The organism is Pseudomonas sp. NFPP25, assembly GCF_900116505.1.
Taxonomy (GTDB): Bacteria; Pseudomonadota; Gammaproteobacteria; order Pseudomonadales; family Pseudomonadaceae; genus Aquipseudomonas; species Aquipseudomonas protegens.
Map to the genome: position 1 here is coordinate 316,692 of NZ_FPBG01000005.1, position 18,423 is coordinate 335,114.

Below are 18,423 nucleotides of genomic sequence, written 5' to 3' on the forward strand. Positions count from 1 at the left end.
GCTTCCGGAGCGACTGGCTAGTTATTACAAAACTCTCAAAAGGAGCATGAATGTGACTGCGCTAAACCTGATTCCCGGCCAACTGACCCTGGCCCAACTGCGGGCCATCTATCAGCAGCCGCTGACCCTGACCCTGGATGGCAGCGCCTCGGCGCAGATCGACGCCAGCGTCGCCTGTGTCGAGCAGATCCTCGCCGAGAATCGTACTGCCTATGGCATCAACACCGGTTTTGGCCTGCTGGCCTCGACCCGCATTGCCAGCGCCGACCTGGAAAACCTCCAGCGCTCGCTGGTGCTGTCCCACGCCGCCGGTGTTGGCGAGCCTATCAGCGATGACCTGGTACGCCTGATCATGGTGCTCAAGGTCAACAGCCTGAGCCGTGGCTTCTCCGGGATCCGCCGCCAGGTGATCGACGCCTTGATCGCCCTGATCAACGCCGAGGTCTACCCGCACATCCCGCTCAAGGGCTCGGTGGGTGCTTCCGGCGACCTGGCGCCTTTGGCCCACATGTCCCTGGTGCTGCTGGGCGAGGGCAAGGCGCGCTACAAGGGGCAGTGGCTGGAAGCGACAGCGGCCCTGGAAGTGGCCGGCCTCAAGCCGTTGACCCTGGCCGCCAAGGAAGGCCTGGCGCTGCTCAACGGCACCCAGGTTTCCACCGCATACGCCTTGCGCGGTCTGTTCGAGGGCGAAGACCTGTTCGCCGGCGCCCTGGTGTGCGGCGGCCTGACCGTGGAAGCGGTAATGGGTTCGCGCTCGCCATTCGACCCGCGGATTCACGCCGCTCGTGGTCAGCGCGGGCAGATCGATACCGCCGCAGCCTATCGCGCGTTGCTGGGGGACAGCACCGAGGTATCCGCGTCGCACAAGAACTGCGACAAGGTCCAGGACCCGTATTCCCTGCGTTGCCAGCCACAAGTGATGGGCGCCTGCCTGACCCAGTTGCGCCAGGCTGCCGAAGTGCTGGTGGTGGAAGCCAACGCCGTGTCGGACAACCCGCTGGTGTTCGCCGCCGAAGGTGACGTGATTTCCGGTGGCAACTTCCACGCCGAGCCGGTGGCCATGGCCGCCGACAACATGGCCCTGGCCATCGCCGAGATCGCCTCCCTGAGCGAACGGCGGATCTCGCTGATGATGGACAAGCACATGTCCCAGCTGCCGCCGTTCCTGGTGGCCAATGGCGGGGTCAACTCCGGCTTCATGATCGCCCAGGTCACCGCCGCGGCCCTGGCCAGCGAGAACAAGGCCCTGGCCCACCCGCACTCGGTGGACAGCATCCCTACCTCTGCCAACCAGGAAGACCACGTCTCCATGGCCCCGGCCGCCGGCAAGCGCTTGTGGGAAATGGCCGAGAACACCCGTGGTGTCCTGGCTGTGGAATGGCTGGCGGCCTGCCAGGGGCTGGACCTGCGCGAAGGCCTGAAAACCTCGCCGACCCTGGAAAAGGCCCGTGCCACCTTGCGCGAGAAAGTGGCGTACTACGAGAAGGACCGCTTCTTTGCACCGGACATCAACGCCGCCAGTGAGTTGCTGGCTTCGCGTTGCCTGAACGGGCTGCTGCCAGCCCGGTTGTTGCCGAGCCTGTAATGCACGCCGGGCCGCCAGGCAGCTTCGCGCTCGGCGTGGAGCTGCGGCCCGTGCTGGTTGGCTTTACCTGCAAGACAGGCGCGGAGCGTCTGCTTCCTCCGCCCCGCACCCCTGCGCGGGGCGGACTTGTCCGATAACAATAAAAGGGACGATGACATGCAATCGCAAGACAGTGGACTACGCCGAGGGCTGACAGCCCGCCATATACGCTTCATGGCCTTGGGGTCGGCCATCGGTACAGGATTGTTCTACGGTTCGGCCTCGGCCATCCAGATGGCCGGGCCCGCCGTGTTGCTGGCCTACCTGATCGGTGGCGCGGCGGTTTTCATGGTGATGCGCGCCCTCGGGGAGATGGCCGTGCACAACCCGGTGTCCGGTTCGTTCGGGCATTACGCCAGCCAGTACCTGGGGCCGTTGCCGGGCTTCATCCTGGGGTGGACCTACGCCTTCGAGATGTTGATCGTGTGCCTGGCGGACGTGACTGCCTTTGGCATCTACATGGGCTTCTGGTTTCCCGAAGTGGCGCGCTGGATCTGGGTGCTGGGCATCGTGCTGTTCATCGGCGGCCTGAACCTGTGCAACGTCAAGGTGTTCGGCGAGATGGAGTTCTGGCTGTCGCTGCTCAAGGTCGGGGCGATCGTCGCGATGATCCTGGGGGGCCTGGGCATCATGCTCTTCGGTATCAGCAGCGCCGCGCAGGACCAGGCCACTGGCGCCGCCAACCTCTGGGCCCACGGCGGCTTCATGCCCAATGGCATCAGTGGGGTGATCGCCTCGTTTGCCGTGGTGATGTTTGCCTTTGGCGGCATCGAGATCATCGGGGTCACTGCGGGCGAGGCCCAGGATCCGAAGCGGGTCATTCCCAAGGCGATCAATGCCGTGCCGCTGCGTATCCTGCTGTTCTACGTGCTGACCCTGTTCGTGCTGATGTCGATTTTCCCCTGGCCGCAGATCGGTACCCAGGGCAGCCCGTTCGTGCAGATCTTTGACAGCCTGGGCATCAGTTCGGCCGCCACTATCCTCAATATCGTGGTGATTTCGGCGGCGGTATCGGCCATCAACAGCGACATCTTCGGCGCCGGCCGGATGATGTATGGCCTGGCCCGGCAAGGGCAGGCGCCCAAGGGCTTTGCCCAGGTGTCCAAGCACGGGGTGCCGTGGATGACTGTGGTGGTGATGGCCGTGACTCTGTTGATCGGGGTGGTGCTGAACTACCTGATCCCGGAAAACATCTTCCTGCTGATCGCGTCCCTGGCCACGTTCGCCACGGTCTGGGTGTGGCTGATGATTCTCCTGACTCACGTGGCCATGCGTCGTTCGATGACCGCCGAGCAGGTGGCCCAGTTGCAGTTCAAGGTGCCATTCTGGCCTTGGGCCCCGGCGGCGGCTATTGCCTTCATGCTGTTCATCTTTGGCGTGCTGGGCTATTTCCCGAAAACCCAGGGAGCGCTGATCGTCGGCGTAGTGTGGATCGCTCTACTGGTCGTGGCCTATATGCTGTGGGTCAAGCCCATGGCGGGGCAGGCCCAGGCGATCATGAGCGACGCTCCTTTACCTACTGACCATTAATGGAGGTTGGATGAAAACTCTTTGGCAACACTGCAACGTCGCCAGCATGGCCTCGGGTGTTTACTCGATCATCGAGGATGCGGCCATGGTGACGTCAGGGGCGCACATCGAGTGGATCGGCCGGCGCTCGGAGGCGCCGGCCGGCGACTACGCCCAGGTCAATGACCTGGCTGGAGCCTGGGTAACCCCGGGCTTTATCGATTGCCACACCCACACGGTATTTGGCGGCAACCGCAGTGGTGAGTTCGAGCAGCGCCTGCAAGGGGTGAGCTATGCCGAGATCGCCGCTGCCGGCGGTGGTATCGCCAGTACCGTACGGGCTACTCGGGCCGCCACCGAGGAGGAGCTGTTCGGCAGCGCCCGCAAGCGTCTGCTGAGCCTGTTGCGCGATGGCGTGACCAGCGTCGAGATCAAGTCCGGCTACGGCCTGGACCTGGCCAGCGAGCGCAAGATCCTGCGGGTGATCCGTCGCCTGGGCGAAGAGTTGCCGGTCAGCGTGCGCAGCACCTGCCTGGCGGCCCACGCCCTGCCGCCGGAATACGCCGAGCGCAGCGATGCCTACATCGAGCATATCTGCAGCGATATGCTCCCGGCCCTGGCGGCCGAGGGGCTGGTGGACGCGGTGGATGCCTTCTGTGAATACCTGGCGTTCTCCCCGGAGCAGGTGGAGCGGGTGTTCATTGCCGCGCAACAGCTCGGCCTGCCGGTCAAGCTGCACGCCGAGCAACTGTCGTCGCTGCATGGTTCGAGCCTGGCGGCCCGCTACCATGCGCTGTCCGCCGATCACCTGGAGTTCATGACCGAGGAGGATGCAATAGCCATGGCGGCGTCCGGGACCGTGGCGGTGTTGCTGCCGGGGGCCTTCTATTTCCTCCGGGAAACCCAGCAGCCGCCAATGGAAGCCTTGCGCAAGCACGGGGTGAAGATCGCCGTGGCCAGCGACCTCAATCCCGGTACGTCACCGGCGTTGTCGCTGCGGCTGATGCTGAACATGGCCTGTACCTGTTTCCGTATGACCCCCGAGGAGGCCCTGGCCGGGGTTACCCTGCATGCGGCCCAGGCCCTGGGCATGGAAAAGACCCATGGTTCGCTGGAGGTGGGCAAGGTGGCGGACTTCGTCGCCTGGCAGATCGATCGTCCTGCCGACCTGGCCTACTGGCTGGGCGGCGATCTGGAAAAGCGCGTCGTGCGACACGGCGTTGAAGTGACTGTGTAGGAGAAGGGTTGTGGATAAGGTTCTGAATTTCAAACAAGGCCGGGTGCCGCTGCTGATCAGCATGCCTCACGCCGGTACGCGCCTGACCCCGGCGGTGGCGGCCGGGCTGGTGCCCCAGGCGCAGAGCCTGCCGGACACCGACTGGCACATTCCACGGCTGTACCAGTTCGCCCAGGAGCTGGGGGCCAGTACCCTGGCGGCCGAATATTCGCGTTTTGTCATCGACCTGAACCGCCCGTCCGATGACAAGCCCCTGTACGTGGGGGCCACCACGGGCCTGTACCCGGCCACCCTGTTCGACGGCGAGCCCTTGTTCGTCGAAGGTCAGGCGCCGTCCAGTGAGGAGCGCGAGCAGTACCTGCACGAGGTGTGGGGGCCTTACCACCGCACCCTCCAGGAAGAGCTGGCGCGGCTCAAGGCCGAATTCGGCTATGCCCTGCTGTTCGATGCCCACTCCATCCGCTCGCTGATCCCGCACCTGTTCGAAGGCAAGCTGCCGGACTTCAACCTCGGCACTTTCAATGGCGCCAGCTGCGATCCGCAACTGGCCAGCCGGCTGGAGGAGATCTGCGCCGGCCACGGCGGCTACACCCATGTGCTCAACGGGCGCTTCAAGGGCGGGCATATCACCCGCCACTACGGCAACCCGGCCGAGCATATCCATGCCGTGCAACTGGAGCTGGCACAGAGCGCCTACATGGAAGAGTTCGAACCGTTCCGCTATCGCGAGGACCTGGCAGCACCGACCCAGGTGGTGCTCAAGGAATTGCTCCAGGGGCTGCTGGCCTGGGGGCAGGAACGTTACGCCTGACAGCAAGCGCTCCTACAGCGGGTACACGCCTTTGTGTAGGAGCGCGCTTGCTCGCGAAGCGCCTTCGACCCCCGCGCAAAACCTGCAAACAACCCTGTTTTCTCCAAGGACATGCTCATTGCGTAATTCGGGTTTATGATGCCGGACGGCAGAATAAATGTAGTCCCCGCCAGGGATGAACCCGACCTCCACGGAGCGCGTAATGCAGACTTTGTACCCGCAGATCAAACCCTATGCCCGGCACGATCTGGCCGTCGACGAGCCGCACGTGCTGTATGTCGACGAAAGTGGTTCACCGGAAGGTTTGCCGGTGGTGTTCATTCATGGCGGGCCGGGGGCGGGCTGCGATGGGGCCAGCCGCTGCTACTTCGACCCGAATCTGTATCGCATCGTCACGTTCGACCAGCGCGGTTGCGGGCGTTCCACCCCCCACGCCAGCCTGGAAAACAACACCACCTGGGACCTGGTGGCGGACCTTGAGCGCATTCGCCAGCACCTGGGCATCGACAAGTGGGTGCTGTTTGGCGGCTCCTGGGGTTCGACCCTGGCCCTGGCCTATGCCCAGACCCACCCGGAGCGCGTGCTCGGCCTGATCGTGCGGGGCATCTTCCTTGCCCGGCCCCAGGAGATCCAGTGGTACTACCAGTGTGGCGCCAGCCGCCTGTTCCCCGACTACTGGCAGGACTATGTGGCGCCGATTCCCCTGGAAGAGCGGCATGACCTGGTCAGCGCCTTCCACAAGCGCCTGACCGGCACCGACCAGATCGCCCAGATGCATGCGGCCAAGGCCTGGTCGGGCTGGGAAGGGCGCACCGCGACCCTGCGCCCCAACCCGTTGGTGGTGGACCGTTTCTCCGAGCCGCAGCGGGCGCTGTCGATTGCCCGGATCGAATGCCATTACTTCACCAACAACGCCTTCCTCGAACCTGACCAGCTGATCCGCGACATGGGCAAGATCGCCCATCTGCCCGGGGTCATCGTCCATGGCCGCTACGATGTGATCTGCCCGCTGGACAACGCCTGGGAGCTGCATCAGGCCTGGCCCAACAGCGAGCTGCAGGTGATCCGCGACGCTGGCCACGCCGCCTCCGAGCCGGGCATCACCGATGCTCTGGTACGCGCCACCGACCAGATGGCGCGCCGTCTGCTCGACCTGCCGCCCGAAGAAGCATGAAGGGCCTGTTGCAGCGCGTGCGTGGCGCGCGGGTGGAAGTCGCCGGGGACATAGTCGGCGCGGTGGACCAGGGATTGCTGGTACTGGTGGCGGTGGAGCCCGAGGACACCCGGGCCAGTGCCGACAAACTCCTGCATAAGCTGCTTAACTATCGGGTGTTCAGTGATGCCGAGGGCAAGATGAACCTGTCCCTGGCGGATGTGCAGGGCGGCTTGCTGCTGGTGTCGCAATTCACCCTGGCGGCAGACACCAAGAGCGGGCTGCGCCCGAGCTTTTCCACAGCCGCGCCGCCGGCCCTTGGCGAAGAGCTTTTTGACTACCTGGTAGTGAAGGCGCAACAGTTGCATGGCAAAGTGGCATCAGGGCGTTTTGGCGCGGACATGCAGGTGCACCTGGTCAATGATGGCCCGGTAACCTTCCTGTTACAGACCTGAAAACGCCTGAAACAGCTTTTTCCACCGATTTGGGCCGGAAACTGCTGTTTTTCGCGATAAATACTTTGTTACCCCTGATGCGTTGTAACGCGGGCTACTAGATAATCGCGCGCTACGGGGATCAGCGTTCGTTGGTCCATTTTGACTTAAGTAGAGACTTGTCCACGGCCGTTTGGGGAATCATTTAGCCCCATCGGAGTCGGAACAATGCTCGCCAACCTGGCATATAGATAGCTGGCCGTTGGTTTTTTGATCTGTTTTCGGCGAGGGTTGCTCGTGATTGTTAGTCCCTGTAATGCACCAAACTTGTTTGCCAAACGGTTACGAAACGCACTGGTGACGGGCTCTGCGCTGGTCTGCCTGCTCGGCGCCGGTCAACTCATGGCATTCAATCTGGATGATGTATCGGTCAAGGCCAAGGACCTGGCCGGGCAGAAGTACGAGGCCCCGCGCAGTAACCTGCCGAACGAGTTCCGTGAGATGAAGTTCGCGGATTACCAGAAAATCCGCTTCCTCACCGAAAAAGCCGAATGGGCCGACCAGAAGACCCCGTTCAAGCTGTCGTTCTACCACCAGGGCATGCACTTCGACACGCCGGTGAAGATCAACGAGATCAGCGCCAACACCGTTACCGAGATCAAGTACGACCCGAACCGTTTCGATTTCGGCGACGTGAAGTTCGACCCCAAGGCCACCGAGAAGCTCGGCTACGCCGGTTTCCGCGTGCTGTACCCGATCAACAAGGCTGACAAGCAAGACGAGATCATGACCATGCTCGGCGCGAGCTATTTCCGCGTCGTTGGCAAGGGCCATACCTATGGCCTGTCCGCCCGGGGCCTGGCAATCGACACCGCCCTGCCATCCGGCGAGGAATTCCCGCGTTTCAGCGAGTTCTGGATCCAGCAGCCCAAGGCTACCGACAAGCACCTGGTGATCTACGCCCTGCTGGATTCGCCACGGGCCACCGGCGCCTATCGCCTGACCCTGCGGCCGGGCGCCGACACCATTGTCGACGTCAAGGCCCGGGTGTTCCTGCGTGACAAGGTCGGCAAGCTGGGCCTGGCCCCGCTGACCAGCATGTACCTGTTCGGCGCCAACCAGCCGTCGAAGGTCCTCAACTACCGTCGCGAACTGCATGACTCCAGCGGCCTGTCGATCCACGCCGGCAATGGCGAGTGGATCTGGCGCCCGCTGAACAACCCGAAACATCTGGCCGTGAGCAACTTCTCGGTGGAGAACCCGCGTGGTTTCGGCCTGCTCCAGCGTGGCCGCGACTTCAGCCACTATGAAGACCTCGACGACCGCTACGACAAGCGCCCAAGCGCCTGGATCGAGCCCAAGGGCGACTGGGGCAAGGGCACCGTCGACCTGGTAGAGATCCCGACCGCGGACGAAACCAACGACAACATCGTGGCGTTCTGGAACCCGGAAAAGCAGCCTGAGCCAGGCCAGCCGCTGGATTTCGCCTATCGCCTGCACTGGACCATCGACGAAGCCGCCCTGCATTCCCCTGACAGCGCCTGGGTGCAGCAGACCCTGCGCTCCACCGGTGACGTCAAGCAGTCCAACCTGATCCGTCAGCCCGACGGCAGCGTGGCCTACCTGGTGGACTTCGAAGGCCCGTCCCTGGCGGCATTGCCGGAAAACGCCGACGTTCGTAGCCAGGTCAGCGTGGGTGACAACGCCGAGCTGGTGGAAAACAGCGTTCGCTACAACCCGGAAACCAAGGGCTGGCGCCTGACCCTGCGGATGAAGATCAAGGACGCGAGCAAGTCCACCGAGATGCGTGCCGCTCTGGTCCGCGACATTGCGCAGCCCGAGCCGGCCAAGGCCTCGACGCCGAACTCCAACTCCTCCATCGCCAAGGCCGACAAGATCGCCGCCAAGCAGCAGGAGAAGAAAGAGAAGGAAGCCGCAGCGGCAGCCGCCAAGCAGGCGCAAGCCCAGCCGGGCAAAGAGGCTAAAGACGCCAAGAACGCCAAGGACAAGGACCACAAAGACGCCAAGCAGCCTGCTGCTGCGGACGCGGCCCCAGCCACACCGGAACCGGTTAAAACGGAGCAAGTCCTGACCGAGACCTGGAGCTATCAGTTGCCTGCCGATGAGTAACTCTCAACTACAGCCAGAGTCTCTTGCCGAGTACCTGGCGCATTTGCCGATGTCGGACCAGCAGCGCGCGGAACTCGCGGGCTGCCAGTCCTTCAGCGAATTGCACCAACGCCTGTCGTCCAGCACCTTCGATGGCCCCACCGATGCCGCCCAGGCCTCGGTGGGCCAGCGCCTGACCCTGAGCACCGCCGCTGAGCTGGAAGAAGCGGAAATGCTCGCGGTGGACGCCGAGGGCCGGGTCTGCCTCAAGGCCACGCCACCGATCCGCCGCACCAAGGTGGTCCCGGAGCCGTGGCGCACCAATATCCTGGTGCGCGGCTGGCGGCGCCTGACCGGGCGTACCAACCCGCCAGCGCCGAAGAAGGACGAACGGGTACTGCCGGCCGCTCGCTGGCGTACCGTCGGTTCGATCCGCCGCTACATCCTGCTGGTGCTGATGCTCGGCCAGACCATCGTCGCCGGCTGGTACATGAAAGGCATCATGCCGTACCAGGGCTGGTCCTTCGTCGACCTGGAAGAGGTCATGCACCAGCCGCTGATGCAGACCGCCCAGCAAGTGCTGCCCTATGCCCTGCAGACCAGCATCCTGATTCTGTTCGGGATCCTGTTCTGCTGGGTCTCGGCAGGTTTCTGGACCGCCCTGATGGGCTTCCTGGAACTGCTGACCGGCCACGACAAGTACCGCATCTCTGGGGCCAGCGCCGGCAACGAGCCGATTCCCAAGGATGCGCGCACCGCACTGGTGATGCCGATCTGCAACGAAGACGTGCCCCGGGTGTTTGCCGGCCTGCGCGCGACCTTCGAGTCGGTGGCGGCCACCGGTGACCTGGACCGTTTCGACTTCTTCGTCCTCAGCGACAGCAACGACAGCGATATCTGCGTGGCCGAGCAGCAGGCCTGGCTGGATGTCTGCCGCGAAGCCAAGGGCTTCGGCAAGATCTTCTATCGCCGCCGTCGCCGCCGAGTGAAACGCAAGAGCGGCAACCTCGACGACTTCTGCCGTCGCTGGGGCGGTGACTACAAGTACATGGTCGTGCTCGACGCTGACAGCGTGATGAGCGGCGAATGCCTGACCAGCCTGGTACGCCTGATGGAAGCCACGCCGGACGCGGGGATCATCCAGACCGCGCCACGGGCCTCGGGCATGGACACCCTATATGCGCGCATGCAGCAGTTCGCCACCCGGGTCTACGGCCCGCTGTTCACCGCCGGCCTGCACTTCTGGCAGTTGGGGGAATCCCACTACTGGGGGCACAACGCGATCATCCGCATGCAGCCGTTCATCGAGCACTGTGCCCTGGCGCCGTTGCCGGGCAAGGGTGCCTTCGCCGGTGCGATCCTCTCCCACGACTTCGTCGAAGCCGCGCTGATGCGCCGTGCCGGGTGGGGCGTGTGGATTGCCTACGACCTGCCGGGCAGCTACGAAGAGCTGCCGCCGAACCTGCTGGACGAACTCAAGCGTGACCGGCGCTGGTGCCACGGCAACCTGATGAACTTCCGCCTGTTCCTGGTCAAGGGCATGCACCCGGTGCACCGCGCGGTGTTCCTCACCGGGGTGATGTCCTACCTGTCGGCGCCGCTGTGGTTCTTCTTCCTGGTGCTGTCCACGGCCCTGCTGGCGGTCAACACCCTGATGGAGCCGCAGTACTTCCTCGAGCCGCGGCAGCTGTATCCGCTGTGGCCGCAGTGGCACCCGGACAAGGCCATCGCGCTGTTCTCCACCACCATCGTGCTGCTGTTCCTGCCCAAGCTCTTGAGCATCATCCTGATCTGGGCCAAGGGTGCGAAAGAGTTCGGTGGCAAGTTCAAGGTGACCCTGTCGATGCTCCTGGAGATGCTGTTCTCCATGTTGCTGGCGCCGGTGCGGATGATTTTCCACACCCGTTTCGTACTGGCCGCGTTCCTGGGCTGGGCCGCGACCTGGAACTCGCCACAGCGTGACGACGACTCCACGCCGTGGAGCGAAGCGGTCAAGCGCCACGGTCCGCAGACCCTGCTGGGCTTCTGCTGGGCGCTGCTGGTGATCTGGTTGAACCCGAGCTTCCTCTGGTGGCTGGTACCGATCGTCGGTTCGTTGATGCTGTCGATCCCGGTGTCGGTGATCTCCAGCCGCGTGGGCCTGGGCCTGAAGTCCCGTGACGAAAGCCTGTTCCTGATCCCCGAGGAATACGCTCCGCCACAGGCGCTGCTGGCAACCGACCAGTACACCCACGAAAACCGCTGGCATGCGCTCAACGACGGCTTTGTCCGGGCCGTGGTGGATCCGCAGCAGAACGCCCTGGCCTGTGCCCTGGCGACCTCGCGCCACACCCAGGCCGAGCCCATCGAGTGGCTGCGCCAGGAGCGTGTACGGCATGCCCTGAAAGTCGGCCCGGCGGCCCTGAACAACAGCGAGCGGCTGGCGCTGTTGAGCGACCCGGTAGCCCTGGGGCGCCTGCACGAGCAGGTCTGGAGCGAGGGGCACAGCGAATGGCTGAGCGCCTGGCGCCAGTCGGTGGATGCCGATCCCCATGCACCGCTGCTGCCGTTGCAGCCGCTGAACGCGGCGCCGCAACCGGCCTGAAGCCAACGCCCTTGAGCTCTTGCTCAAGGGCGTTTTGCTTTATGGCGCCAATGGCCGCCTATGCCTAGCCGGAGGCTGTGGCAGCGGCTACCGGTCGCTCCCCCTGAAACAACAAAAATCCTTGTGCAAATGGCCGAGTGCGTTAGCATCGCACCCGCAAATTTCTGCGCGCAATCGACAACGGCCTGCCATTCGAAGCACTCAAGCAGATGACCGCCGTGCGCAGACACCACAATAAAATGGCTTCAGGGGACTTGAGATGAAGAAGTATCTTTCGCTGCTGCTGGCGGGTGCCGCAGCCCTGCTGGCGGTCAACACGGCCCAGGCCGGCGCTATCGACGACGCGGTCAAGCGCGGCACGCTGAAAGTCGGCATGGACCCGACCTACATGCCGTTCGAGATGACCAACAAGCGTGGCGAAATCATCGGTTTCGAAGTCGACCTGCTCAAGGCCATGGCCAAGTCCATGGGGGTCAAGCTGGAGATGGTTTCCACTGGCTACGACGGCATCATCCCGGCCCTGCTGACCGACAAGTTCGACATGATCGGCAGCGGCATGACCCTGACCCAGGAACGCAACCTGCGCCTGAACTTCAGCGAACCCTTCATCGTGGTCGGCCAGACCCTGCTGATCCGCAAGGACTTGGAAGGCACCATCAAGTCCTACAAGGACCTGAACAGCGCCGACTACCGCATCACCTCCAAGCTGGGCACCACCGGTGAGATGGTCGCCAAGAAGCTGATCGCCAAGGCCAAGTACCACGGCTACGACAACGAGCAGGAAGCGGTGCTGGACGTGGTCAACGGCAAGGCCGACGCCTTCATCTACGACGCTCCGTACAACGTGGTGGCCGTCAACAAAGTGGGCAATGGCAAGCTGGTATTCCTCGACAAGCCGTTCACCTACGAGCCCCTGGCCTTCGGTTTGAAGAAGGGCGATTACGACAGCATCAACTTCATCAACAACTTCCTGCACCAGATCCACGAAGACGGCACCTACGATCGCATCCATGACAAGTGGTTCAAGAGCACCGAGTGGCTCAAGGACATGGAATAGGTGTCAGGCAACTGATTTGCGGTTGATCGCGAGCAAGCTCGCTCCTACAGGGCGTACCGCGTTTTTGTAGGAGCGAGCTTGCTCGCGATGATGCCCACCCGGGCTCTGCCGAACCTCCCCGCTGCAAACCGCTGGAACCTGCAAAGTGAACAAACACAAGAAAGCCCAATGGCCCTGGCACGTGCTGACCGTGCTGGTGCTGATCGGTCTGGCTGGCGCGCTGTACTACGCCACCTCGTTGATGTCCTACGAGTGGCGCTGGAACCGTGTCCCCCAGTACTTCGCCTATCAGGCCGAAGAGTCCCAGCGGGCGGCGGAAATCTCCACCGTCGCCGAGGTGGTGCGCCAGGGCGGCAAGGCACAAGTCACGCTGCGCGGTGACTCGGGTGCCGAGCAGCATCTGAGCGTCGATGAAAGCAGCTTGCAGGTGGCTAGCGGCGATGACGTGGCCGAAGGCGATGTCATCGGCGTGACCCGGCACTGGGCCGCGGGCCCGCTTTTGTGGGGCCTGTGGACCACCTTGTGGCTGTCGGTGGTGTCCGGCGTGCTGGGGCTGCTGATCGGCCTGGGTACCGGCCTGTGCCGGTTGTCCAGCAACCCGACCCTGCGCGACCTGTCGACGATCTATGTCGAACTGGTGCGGGGCACGCCGCTGCTGGTGCAGATCTTCATCTTCTATTTCTTTATTGGCACGGTGCTCAATCTGTCCCGGGAGTTCGCCGGGATCGCCGCGCTGTCGCTGTTTACCGGGGCCTATGTGGCGGAAATCGTTCGCGCCGGGGTGCAGTCCATCGCCCGCGGGCAGAACGAAGCCGCTCGCTCCCTGGGGCTCAGCGCGGGCCAGTCGATGCGCCATGTGGTGCTGCCCCAGGCCTTCAAGCGGGTGCTGCCGCCGCTGGCCGGGCAGTTCATCAGCCTGGTCAAGGACACCTCCCTGGTGTCGGTGATCGCTATTACCGAACTGCTCAAGAGCGGCCGGGAAGTCATCACCACGTCGTTCTCGCCATTCGAGATCCTGTTCTGCGTGGCAGGCCTGTATTTGTTGATCAACCTGCCGCTGTCGAAGATGGCCAGCCGGCTTGAACGGAGGCTCGCGCAAAGTGATTGAAGTCCGCGATCTGGTAAAAGTCTTCGACACCCGCGGCCAGGTGGTGCGCGCGGTGGATAACGTCACCACCCAGGTGGCCAAGGGCGAGGTGCTGGTGGTGATCGGCCCGTCCGGCTCCGGCAAGTCGACCTTCCTGCGTTGCCTCAATGGCCTTGAAGAGTTCGATTCCGGCTCGGTGAGCATCGACGGCCTGCAACTGGCCGACCCGAGGACCGATGTGAACGCCTACCGCCGGGAAGTCGGCATGGTGTTCCAGCACTTCAACCTGTTCCCGCACATGACCGTGCTGGAAAACCTCTGCCTGGCGCAGAAGGTGGTACGCAAGCGCGGCAAGCAGGAGCGCGAGGCCAAGGCCCTGGCGTTGCTGGAAAAGGTCGGGATCGCTCAGAAGGCCCACGAGTTTCCTTCGCGGCTTTCCGGTGGCCAGCAGCAGCGTGTGGCCATCGCCCGGGCCCTGGCCATGGAACCCAAGGTGATGCTGTTCGACGAGCCGACCTCGGCCCTGGACCCGGAAATGGTCGGCGAGGTGCTGGATGTGATGAAGACCCTGGCCCTGGAAGGCATGACCATGGTCTGCGTGACCCACGAGATGGGCTTTGCTCGGGAAGTGGCGGATCGGGTGCTGTTCTTCGATCACGGCAAACTGCTGGAAGACGCGGCGCCGCAGGTGTTCTTCGACGCGCCGCAAGACCCGCGGGCCCAGGCTTTCCTGCGCCAGGTGCTGTAAGGCCGGCTCCTGCATTTCCCGGTAGGAGCCGGCTTGCCGGCGAAGCGGCTCAGACCCGGAAACGCCCCACCAGGCTTTGCAGGTGAATCCCCAGCCGCGCCAGCTCGGCGCTGGACGCGGCGGTTTCCTCGCTGGCCGATGACGTCTGTTCAGACACATCCCGCACATTCAACACGCTGCGGTTGATCTCTTCCGCCACCGCGCTCTGCTGCTCTGCTGCCGCGGCGATCTGCTGGTTCATCGCCTGGATCGCCGACACGGTACGGGTGATGTTTTCCAGGGAACCACCAGCCCGGCGTGTCAGCTCGACACTGCTGTCGGTCAGGCTGCGGCTGGTATCCAGGGTGCTGGCCACCTGCTGGGTGCCGCTTTGCAGGCCAACGATGAGTTCAGCGATTTCTTCGGTGGATTGCTGGGTACGTTGCGCCAGGCTGCGTACTTCATCCGCCACCACGGCAAAACCCCGCCCGGCTTCACCGGCCCGGGCGGCCTCGATGGCGGCGTTCAGGGCCAGCAGGTTGGTCTGCTGGGCCACCGACTTGATCACATCCAGGACGCTGCCGATCTTGTCGCTTTCCTGCTTGAGATGGCCCATGGCCTCGGTGGAATGGCCCACCTCGCTGGCCAGGCGCTCGATCTGGGCGATGGCTTCGTTCACCACCCGGTCACCCTCGCGGGCCTGCTGGTCGGCCGCCACAGCGGCCTCGGAGGCCTCTTCGGCGTTGCGCGCCACTTCCTGCACGGTGGCGGCCATTTCGTTCATGGCCGTGGCCACCTGGTCGGTCTCGACTTTCTGGCTGTTGACCCCGGCGCTGGTCTGTTCGGTCACCGCGGACAGTTGCTCGGCGGCGCTGGCGATCTGGGTCACGCCGTCGCTGATGCCGCCGATCAGTTCCCGCAGGCTCACCGTCATGCGCTGCATGGCTTTCTGCAGTTGGCCCAGTTCGTCGCGGCGCTCTACGGCGAGGTTCTGGCTCAGGTCCCCGGAAGCCACGCGCTCGGCGGCCTTGAGGGTCTGCTGCAGCGGCTGGGTGATCTGCCGGGTGATGGCCCAGGCGGCGATCAGGCCGAACAGCATGGCCAGCAAGGTGGCGATCAGCAGGGTGCTCTTGGCCTGCGCGGCGTCGCTGTCACGCTTGGTGGTCTGGGCCACGGTCAGCTGCTTGCTCAGGCCCATCAGCCGGTCGCCCTGGGCGGCCATGCGCTTGAGCGCAGCCGCGCTGGCTTCTTCGGCGTCGCTGTAGGCGCTGACGGCCATCCGGTAGGCCTTCAGCGAGTCGCTGGCCTGTTGCAGGTTGGCAACGTGCTGCTCGGGCAGGCGCGAAGGCAGGCTGGTGAGGTTGTTCAGGGCGTTGTCGATGGCGTCCAGCGCCGGCTGCTTGGCCTCGGGCTTGGCGCTGTAGGTGTAGCCGCGTACCTGGAAGCGTGCCTGCTGGATCAGCTTGGACAGGTCGATCACGCTATTGAACTGCGCCACGCTGTCGCCTTGCAGCAGTGAGTTCTCAACCTCCGCGACCCGGGCCACGGCATTGTCCGCGGTGGCGCCAAGCTGGGACCTCGCGGCTTCGCGGTTGGCGGTGGCGCGAGTCATGTCGGCGAAGGCCTTCTGGTATTCGGCCACGGCGTCCAGTTGCTGGTCGACCATGGTGATGCTTTCCGGTTGCTGCAGTTGCGCGCGAGCGTCCTGCAGGCCGTCGTCGAGTTGCTTGAGGAAGTCGTTGACCGCTGCCGGGCCGTGTTCACCGCGGCTCATCTCGTAGTTGAGGCGGGCGATGCGCAGGTCCTTGGTCAGGGCGTAGATAACGGAAATATTGCCCAGTTTGTCGCCCCGGTCGATCACCCGGCTCAGGCCGGTCCAGCCGGTGGCGGTGATCAGCAGGGTCAGGAGCAGTACCAGGCCGAAGCCGATACCCAGCTTGAGGCTGACGCTTACGTTTCCCAGGTTTCTGGCTAGCCAACGGTACATTCTGCGAACTCCCTTTTAGCAATGTGCGCTTAACCATAGGCTATCGGCGGGAGTGGGGGATTCTGTAGTTTGACTGGCTAGTTGCCATTACGACCGTGAGGTCCGGCTGGCCACTTGGCCAGCACGCACATGGGGGCTCAGAACAGGCGCGAAAGCAGGGCGGTGACCGCGGTTTCGACCCGCAGGATGCGTTCGCCCAGTTGCACCGGTTGCAGGCCGGCCTTGCCCAGAAGATCGATCTCGTAGGGAATCCAGCCGCCTTCCGGGCCAATGGCCAGGGTGACGGCCTGGTCCAGCCCGCGAGGGCAGGGCGGATATGGGCCAGGGTGGCCCACCAGCCCCAGGGTGCCAGCGCTGAGGGCCGGCAGGCGGTCTTCGACGAAGGGCTTGAAGCGTTTTTCGATCAGGACGTCGGGCAGCACGGTGTCACGGGCCTGTTCCAGGCCGAGCACCAGGTGTTCGCGAATCGTTTCGGGTTCCAGGAACGGGGTCTGCCAGAAGCTCTTTTCTACCCGGTAGCTGTTCACCAGCACCAGCCGCGGCACGCCCATGGTTGCTATGGTCTGGAACACCCGGCGAAGCATTTTCGGGCGCGGCAGGGCCAGCACCAGGGTCAACGGCAGCTTGGCCGGTGGCGGCTGATCGAGGGTCACTTGCAGTTCGGCTTCAGCAGGCTCCAGGCGCAGTACCTGGGCACTGCCCATCAAGCCGCCAATGCGCCCGACCCGCAGGCTGTCGCCGACCGCCACCCGATGCACGTCCTGCATGTGGGTCAGGCGTCGGTCGCGCAGCACGACCCGGTCGGCCGCAATGAAATCGGCCTCTTCCAGAAGCAGCAGGTTCACGCTTGGGTCGCTGGCGGCTGGTCGTTGTGGTCGTCGGCCGGTTCATCGTCCGGGTGCTCGCCACGTTTGCTGATCAGCCCGCCGAACAGCACGCCGATCTCGAACAGCAGCCACATGGGCACGGCCAGCAGGGTCTGGGAGAAAATGTCCGGCGGGGTGAGGATCATGCCCACCACGAAGCAGCCGATGATCACGTAAGGGCGGATCTTGCGCAGGTACGCCACGTTGACCACGCCTATCCACACCAGCAGGACCACGGCCACCGGGATCTCGAAGGCCACGCCGAAGGCGAAGAACAGGGTCATGACGAAATCGAGGTAGCTGGTGATATCGGTCATCATCTCCACGCCGGCCGGGGTGGCGGCGGCGAAGAACTTGAAGATCAGCGGGAACACCAGGAAGTAGGCGAACGCCATGCCGATGTAGAACAGTAGGATGCTCGACACCAGCAAGGGCACGGCAATGCGCTTTTCATGCTTGTACAGGCCGGGTGCGATAAAGCCCCAGATCTGGTGCAGGATCACCGGGATCGCCAGGAACAGCGAGACCATCATGGTCAGCTTCAGCGGCGTGAGGAACGGCGAGGCGACGTCGGTGGCGATCATCGTCGCGCCGACCGGCAGGTACTGGCGCAGCGGTGTGGAGACGATGGTGTAGATCTGCTGGGTGAAGGCGAACAGCCCGGCGAAGATGATGAAGATCGCCGCTACGCAGCGCAGCAGGCGGGTGCGCAGCTCGGTGAGGTGCGACACCAGCGGCATGTGTTGGTCGTTCTCTGGGATATCGCTCATGGTGCTCGCGGCGGCAAGGTGGAGTCGTGGGGGGCCGTGGTGGCGGGTGTTGCCACTGGGGCTGCGGGCTCTGCGGTCGGTGCCGGTGCCGGTGCCGGTGCTGGTGTCGATGGCAGAGGCGCGGGCACTTCGCTGGCTGGCGGCGCTTCGGCGACCGTAGCGGCGCCTGGCGCGTGAATCGTCTGCTCGGCCACAGGCTCTACCGGAGTCGGTTGCTGCTGGGTCGGGGCGAGGATTTTCCGCGCTTCCTGCTCCAGGGACAGAATGTGCTCGTTGTGCAGTTGCCGGCGGATTTCGTCGGCACCGATTTCACGTTCAACTTCCTGTTTTATCGCGTTGAAGCTGCGCTTGAGGCGCCCGACCCACAGGCCGGCGGTGCGCGCAGCGCCGGGCAGGCGCTCGGGGCCGAGCACCAGCAGGGCCACCAGGCCCACCAGCAGCAGTTCAGAGAAGCTGATACCAAACATT

At 64.0% G+C, this 18,423-nt stretch carries 15 protein-coding genes; 11 read left to right on the top strand and 4 right to left on the bottom strand.

The features are described from left to right. Nucleotides 1–46: 46 nt before the first annotated feature. The 11 genes from hutH (at nt 47) to BM382_RS21475 (ending at nt 14,353) form a co-directional block, all read left to right on the top strand. Nucleotides 47–1,585: a histidine ammonia-lyase gene (hutH, locus tag BM382_RS21425; protein ID WP_092137477.1), complete on the top strand. Its 1,539-nt coding sequence runs from the start codon at nt 47–49 to the stop codon at nt 1,583–1,585. 156 nt (nt 1,586–1,741) lie between these two features. Continuing rightward, complete coding sequence (locus BM382_RS21430; protein ID WP_011058783.1) at nt 1,742–3,154, top strand: amino acid permease; 1,413 nt, start codon at nt 1,742–1,744, stop codon at nt 3,152–3,154. Between the two features lie 10 nt (nt 3,155–3,164). Beyond that, entirely contained in the window at nt 3,165–4,370 is a 1,206-nt protein-coding gene (hutI, locus tag BM382_RS21435) for an imidazolonepropionase (RefSeq protein ID WP_011058784.1), read from the top strand. A 10-nt stretch (nt 4,371–4,380) separates the two neighbouring features. Beyond that, nucleotides 4,381–5,181 carry an N-formylglutamate deformylase gene (gene hutG, locus BM382_RS21440; RefSeq protein ID WP_011058785.1) on the top strand — a complete coding sequence of 267 codons (801 nt, stop codon included), beginning with the start codon at nt 4,381–4,383 and terminating at the stop codon, nt 5,179–5,181. Between the two features lie 202 nt (nt 5,182–5,383). After that, nucleotides 5,384–6,355 carry a prolyl aminopeptidase gene (gene pip / locus BM382_RS21445; protein WP_011058786.1) on the top strand — a complete coding sequence of 324 codons (972 nt, stop codon included), beginning with the start codon at nt 5,384–5,386 and terminating at the stop codon, nt 6,353–6,355. Continuing rightward, a complete protein-coding gene (gene dtd, locus BM382_RS21450; RefSeq protein WP_011058787.1) occupies nt 6,352–6,789 on the top strand; it encodes a D-aminoacyl-tRNA deacylase in 438 nt (145 codons plus the stop codon). The genes pip and dtd overlap by 4 nt, the downstream gene beginning before the upstream one ends. A 276-nt stretch (nt 6,790–7,065) precedes the next feature. Then, nucleotides 7,066–8,898, top strand: a complete 1,833-nt coding sequence (locus BM382_RS21455) for a glucan biosynthesis protein G (protein WP_011058788.1) — start codon at nt 7,066–7,068, stop codon at nt 8,896–8,898. After that, nucleotides 8,891–11,461 carry a glucans biosynthesis glucosyltransferase MdoH gene (gene mdoH / locus BM382_RS21460; RefSeq protein WP_011058789.1) on the top strand — a complete coding sequence of 857 codons (2,571 nt, stop codon included), beginning with the start codon at nt 8,891–8,893 and terminating at the stop codon, nt 11,459–11,461. The genes BM382_RS21455 and mdoH overlap by 8 nt, the downstream gene beginning before the upstream one ends. Before the next feature lie 259 nt (nt 11,462–11,720). Next, on the top strand, nt 11,721–12,518 hold the full coding sequence (locus tag BM382_RS21465; protein ID WP_019095754.1) for a transporter substrate-binding domain-containing protein: 798 nt from the start codon (nt 11,721–11,723) through the stop codon (nt 12,516–12,518). Between the two features lie 145 nt (nt 12,519–12,663). Then, entirely contained in the window at nt 12,664–13,626 is a 963-nt protein-coding gene (locus tag BM382_RS21470) for an amino acid ABC transporter permease (RefSeq protein ID WP_011058791.1), read from the top strand. Then, nucleotides 13,619–14,353 (top strand): amino acid ABC transporter ATP-binding protein, encoded by a 735-nt coding sequence (locus tag BM382_RS21475; RefSeq protein ID WP_011058792.1) that lies wholly within the window; start codon nt 13,619–13,621, stop codon nt 14,351–14,353. The genes BM382_RS21470 and BM382_RS21475 overlap by 8 nt, the downstream gene beginning before the upstream one ends. Nucleotides 14,354–14,402: 49 nt before the next feature. On the opposite strand, the gene BM382_RS21480 is transcribed toward BM382_RS21475, so the two are convergent. From BM382_RS21480 to tatB, 4 genes are all read right to left on the bottom strand, one after another. Next, nucleotides 14,403–16,319 carry a methyl-accepting chemotaxis protein gene (locus BM382_RS21480; RefSeq protein ID WP_072443859.1) on the bottom strand — a complete coding sequence of 639 codons (1,917 nt, stop codon included), beginning with the start codon at nt 16,317–16,319 and terminating at the stop codon, nt 14,403–14,405. A 137-nt stretch (nt 16,320–16,456) separates the two neighbouring features. Beyond that, a complete protein-coding gene (locus tag BM382_RS21485; protein ID WP_011058794.1) occupies nt 16,457–17,164 on the bottom strand; it encodes a 16S rRNA (uracil(1498)-N(3))-methyltransferase in 708 nt (235 codons plus the stop codon). Continuing rightward, entirely contained in the window at nt 17,161–17,955 is a 795-nt protein-coding gene (gene tatC, locus BM382_RS21490) for a twin-arginine translocase subunit TatC (protein ID WP_011058795.1), read from the bottom strand. The genes BM382_RS21485 and tatC overlap by 4 nt, the downstream gene beginning before the upstream one ends. Then, nucleotides 17,952–18,422 carry a Sec-independent protein translocase protein TatB gene (gene tatB, locus BM382_RS21495; protein ID WP_072443861.1) on the bottom strand — a complete coding sequence of 157 codons (471 nt, stop codon included), beginning with the start codon at nt 18,420–18,422 and terminating at the stop codon, nt 17,952–17,954. The genes tatC and tatB overlap by 4 nt, the downstream gene beginning before the upstream one ends. Between the last annotated feature and the right edge of the window lies 1 nt (nt 18,423).

Excerpts from the sequence above, each read along its gene's own strand:
- BM382_RS21430 (WP_011058783.1), top strand. The coding sequence starts at position 1,742 with ATGCAATCGCAAGACAGTGGACTACGCCGAGGGCTGACAGCCCGCCAT.
- dtd (WP_011058787.1), top strand. The coding sequence starts at position 6,352 with ATGAAGGGCCTGTTGCAGCGCGTGCGTGGCGCGCGGGTGGAAGTCGCC.
- tatB (WP_072443861.1), bottom strand. The coding sequence starts at position 18,422 with ATGTTTGGTATCAGCTTCTCTGAACTGCTGCTGGTGGGCCTGGTGGCC.
- mdoH (WP_011058789.1), top strand. The coding sequence starts at position 8,891 with ATGAGTAACTCTCAACTACAGCCAGAGTCTCTTGCCGAGTACCTGGCG.
- hutH (WP_092137477.1), top strand. The coding sequence starts at position 47 with ATGAATGTGACTGCGCTAAACCTGATTCCCGGCCAACTGACCCTGGCC.
- hutI (WP_011058784.1), top strand. The coding sequence starts at position 3,165 with ATGAAAACTCTTTGGCAACACTGCAACGTCGCCAGCATGGCCTCGGGT.
- pip (WP_011058786.1), top strand. The coding sequence starts at position 5,384 with ATGCAGACTTTGTACCCGCAGATCAAACCCTATGCCCGGCACGATCTG.
- BM382_RS21480 (WP_072443859.1), bottom strand. The coding sequence starts at position 16,319 with ATGTACCGTTGGCTAGCCAGAAACCTGGGAAACGTAAGCGTCAGCCTC.
- tatC (WP_011058795.1), bottom strand. The coding sequence starts at position 17,955 with ATGAGCGATATCCCAGAGAACGACCAACACATGCCGCTGGTGTCGCAC.
- BM382_RS21465 (WP_019095754.1), top strand. The coding sequence starts at position 11,721 with ATGAAGAAGTATCTTTCGCTGCTGCTGGCGGGTGCCGCAGCCCTGCTG.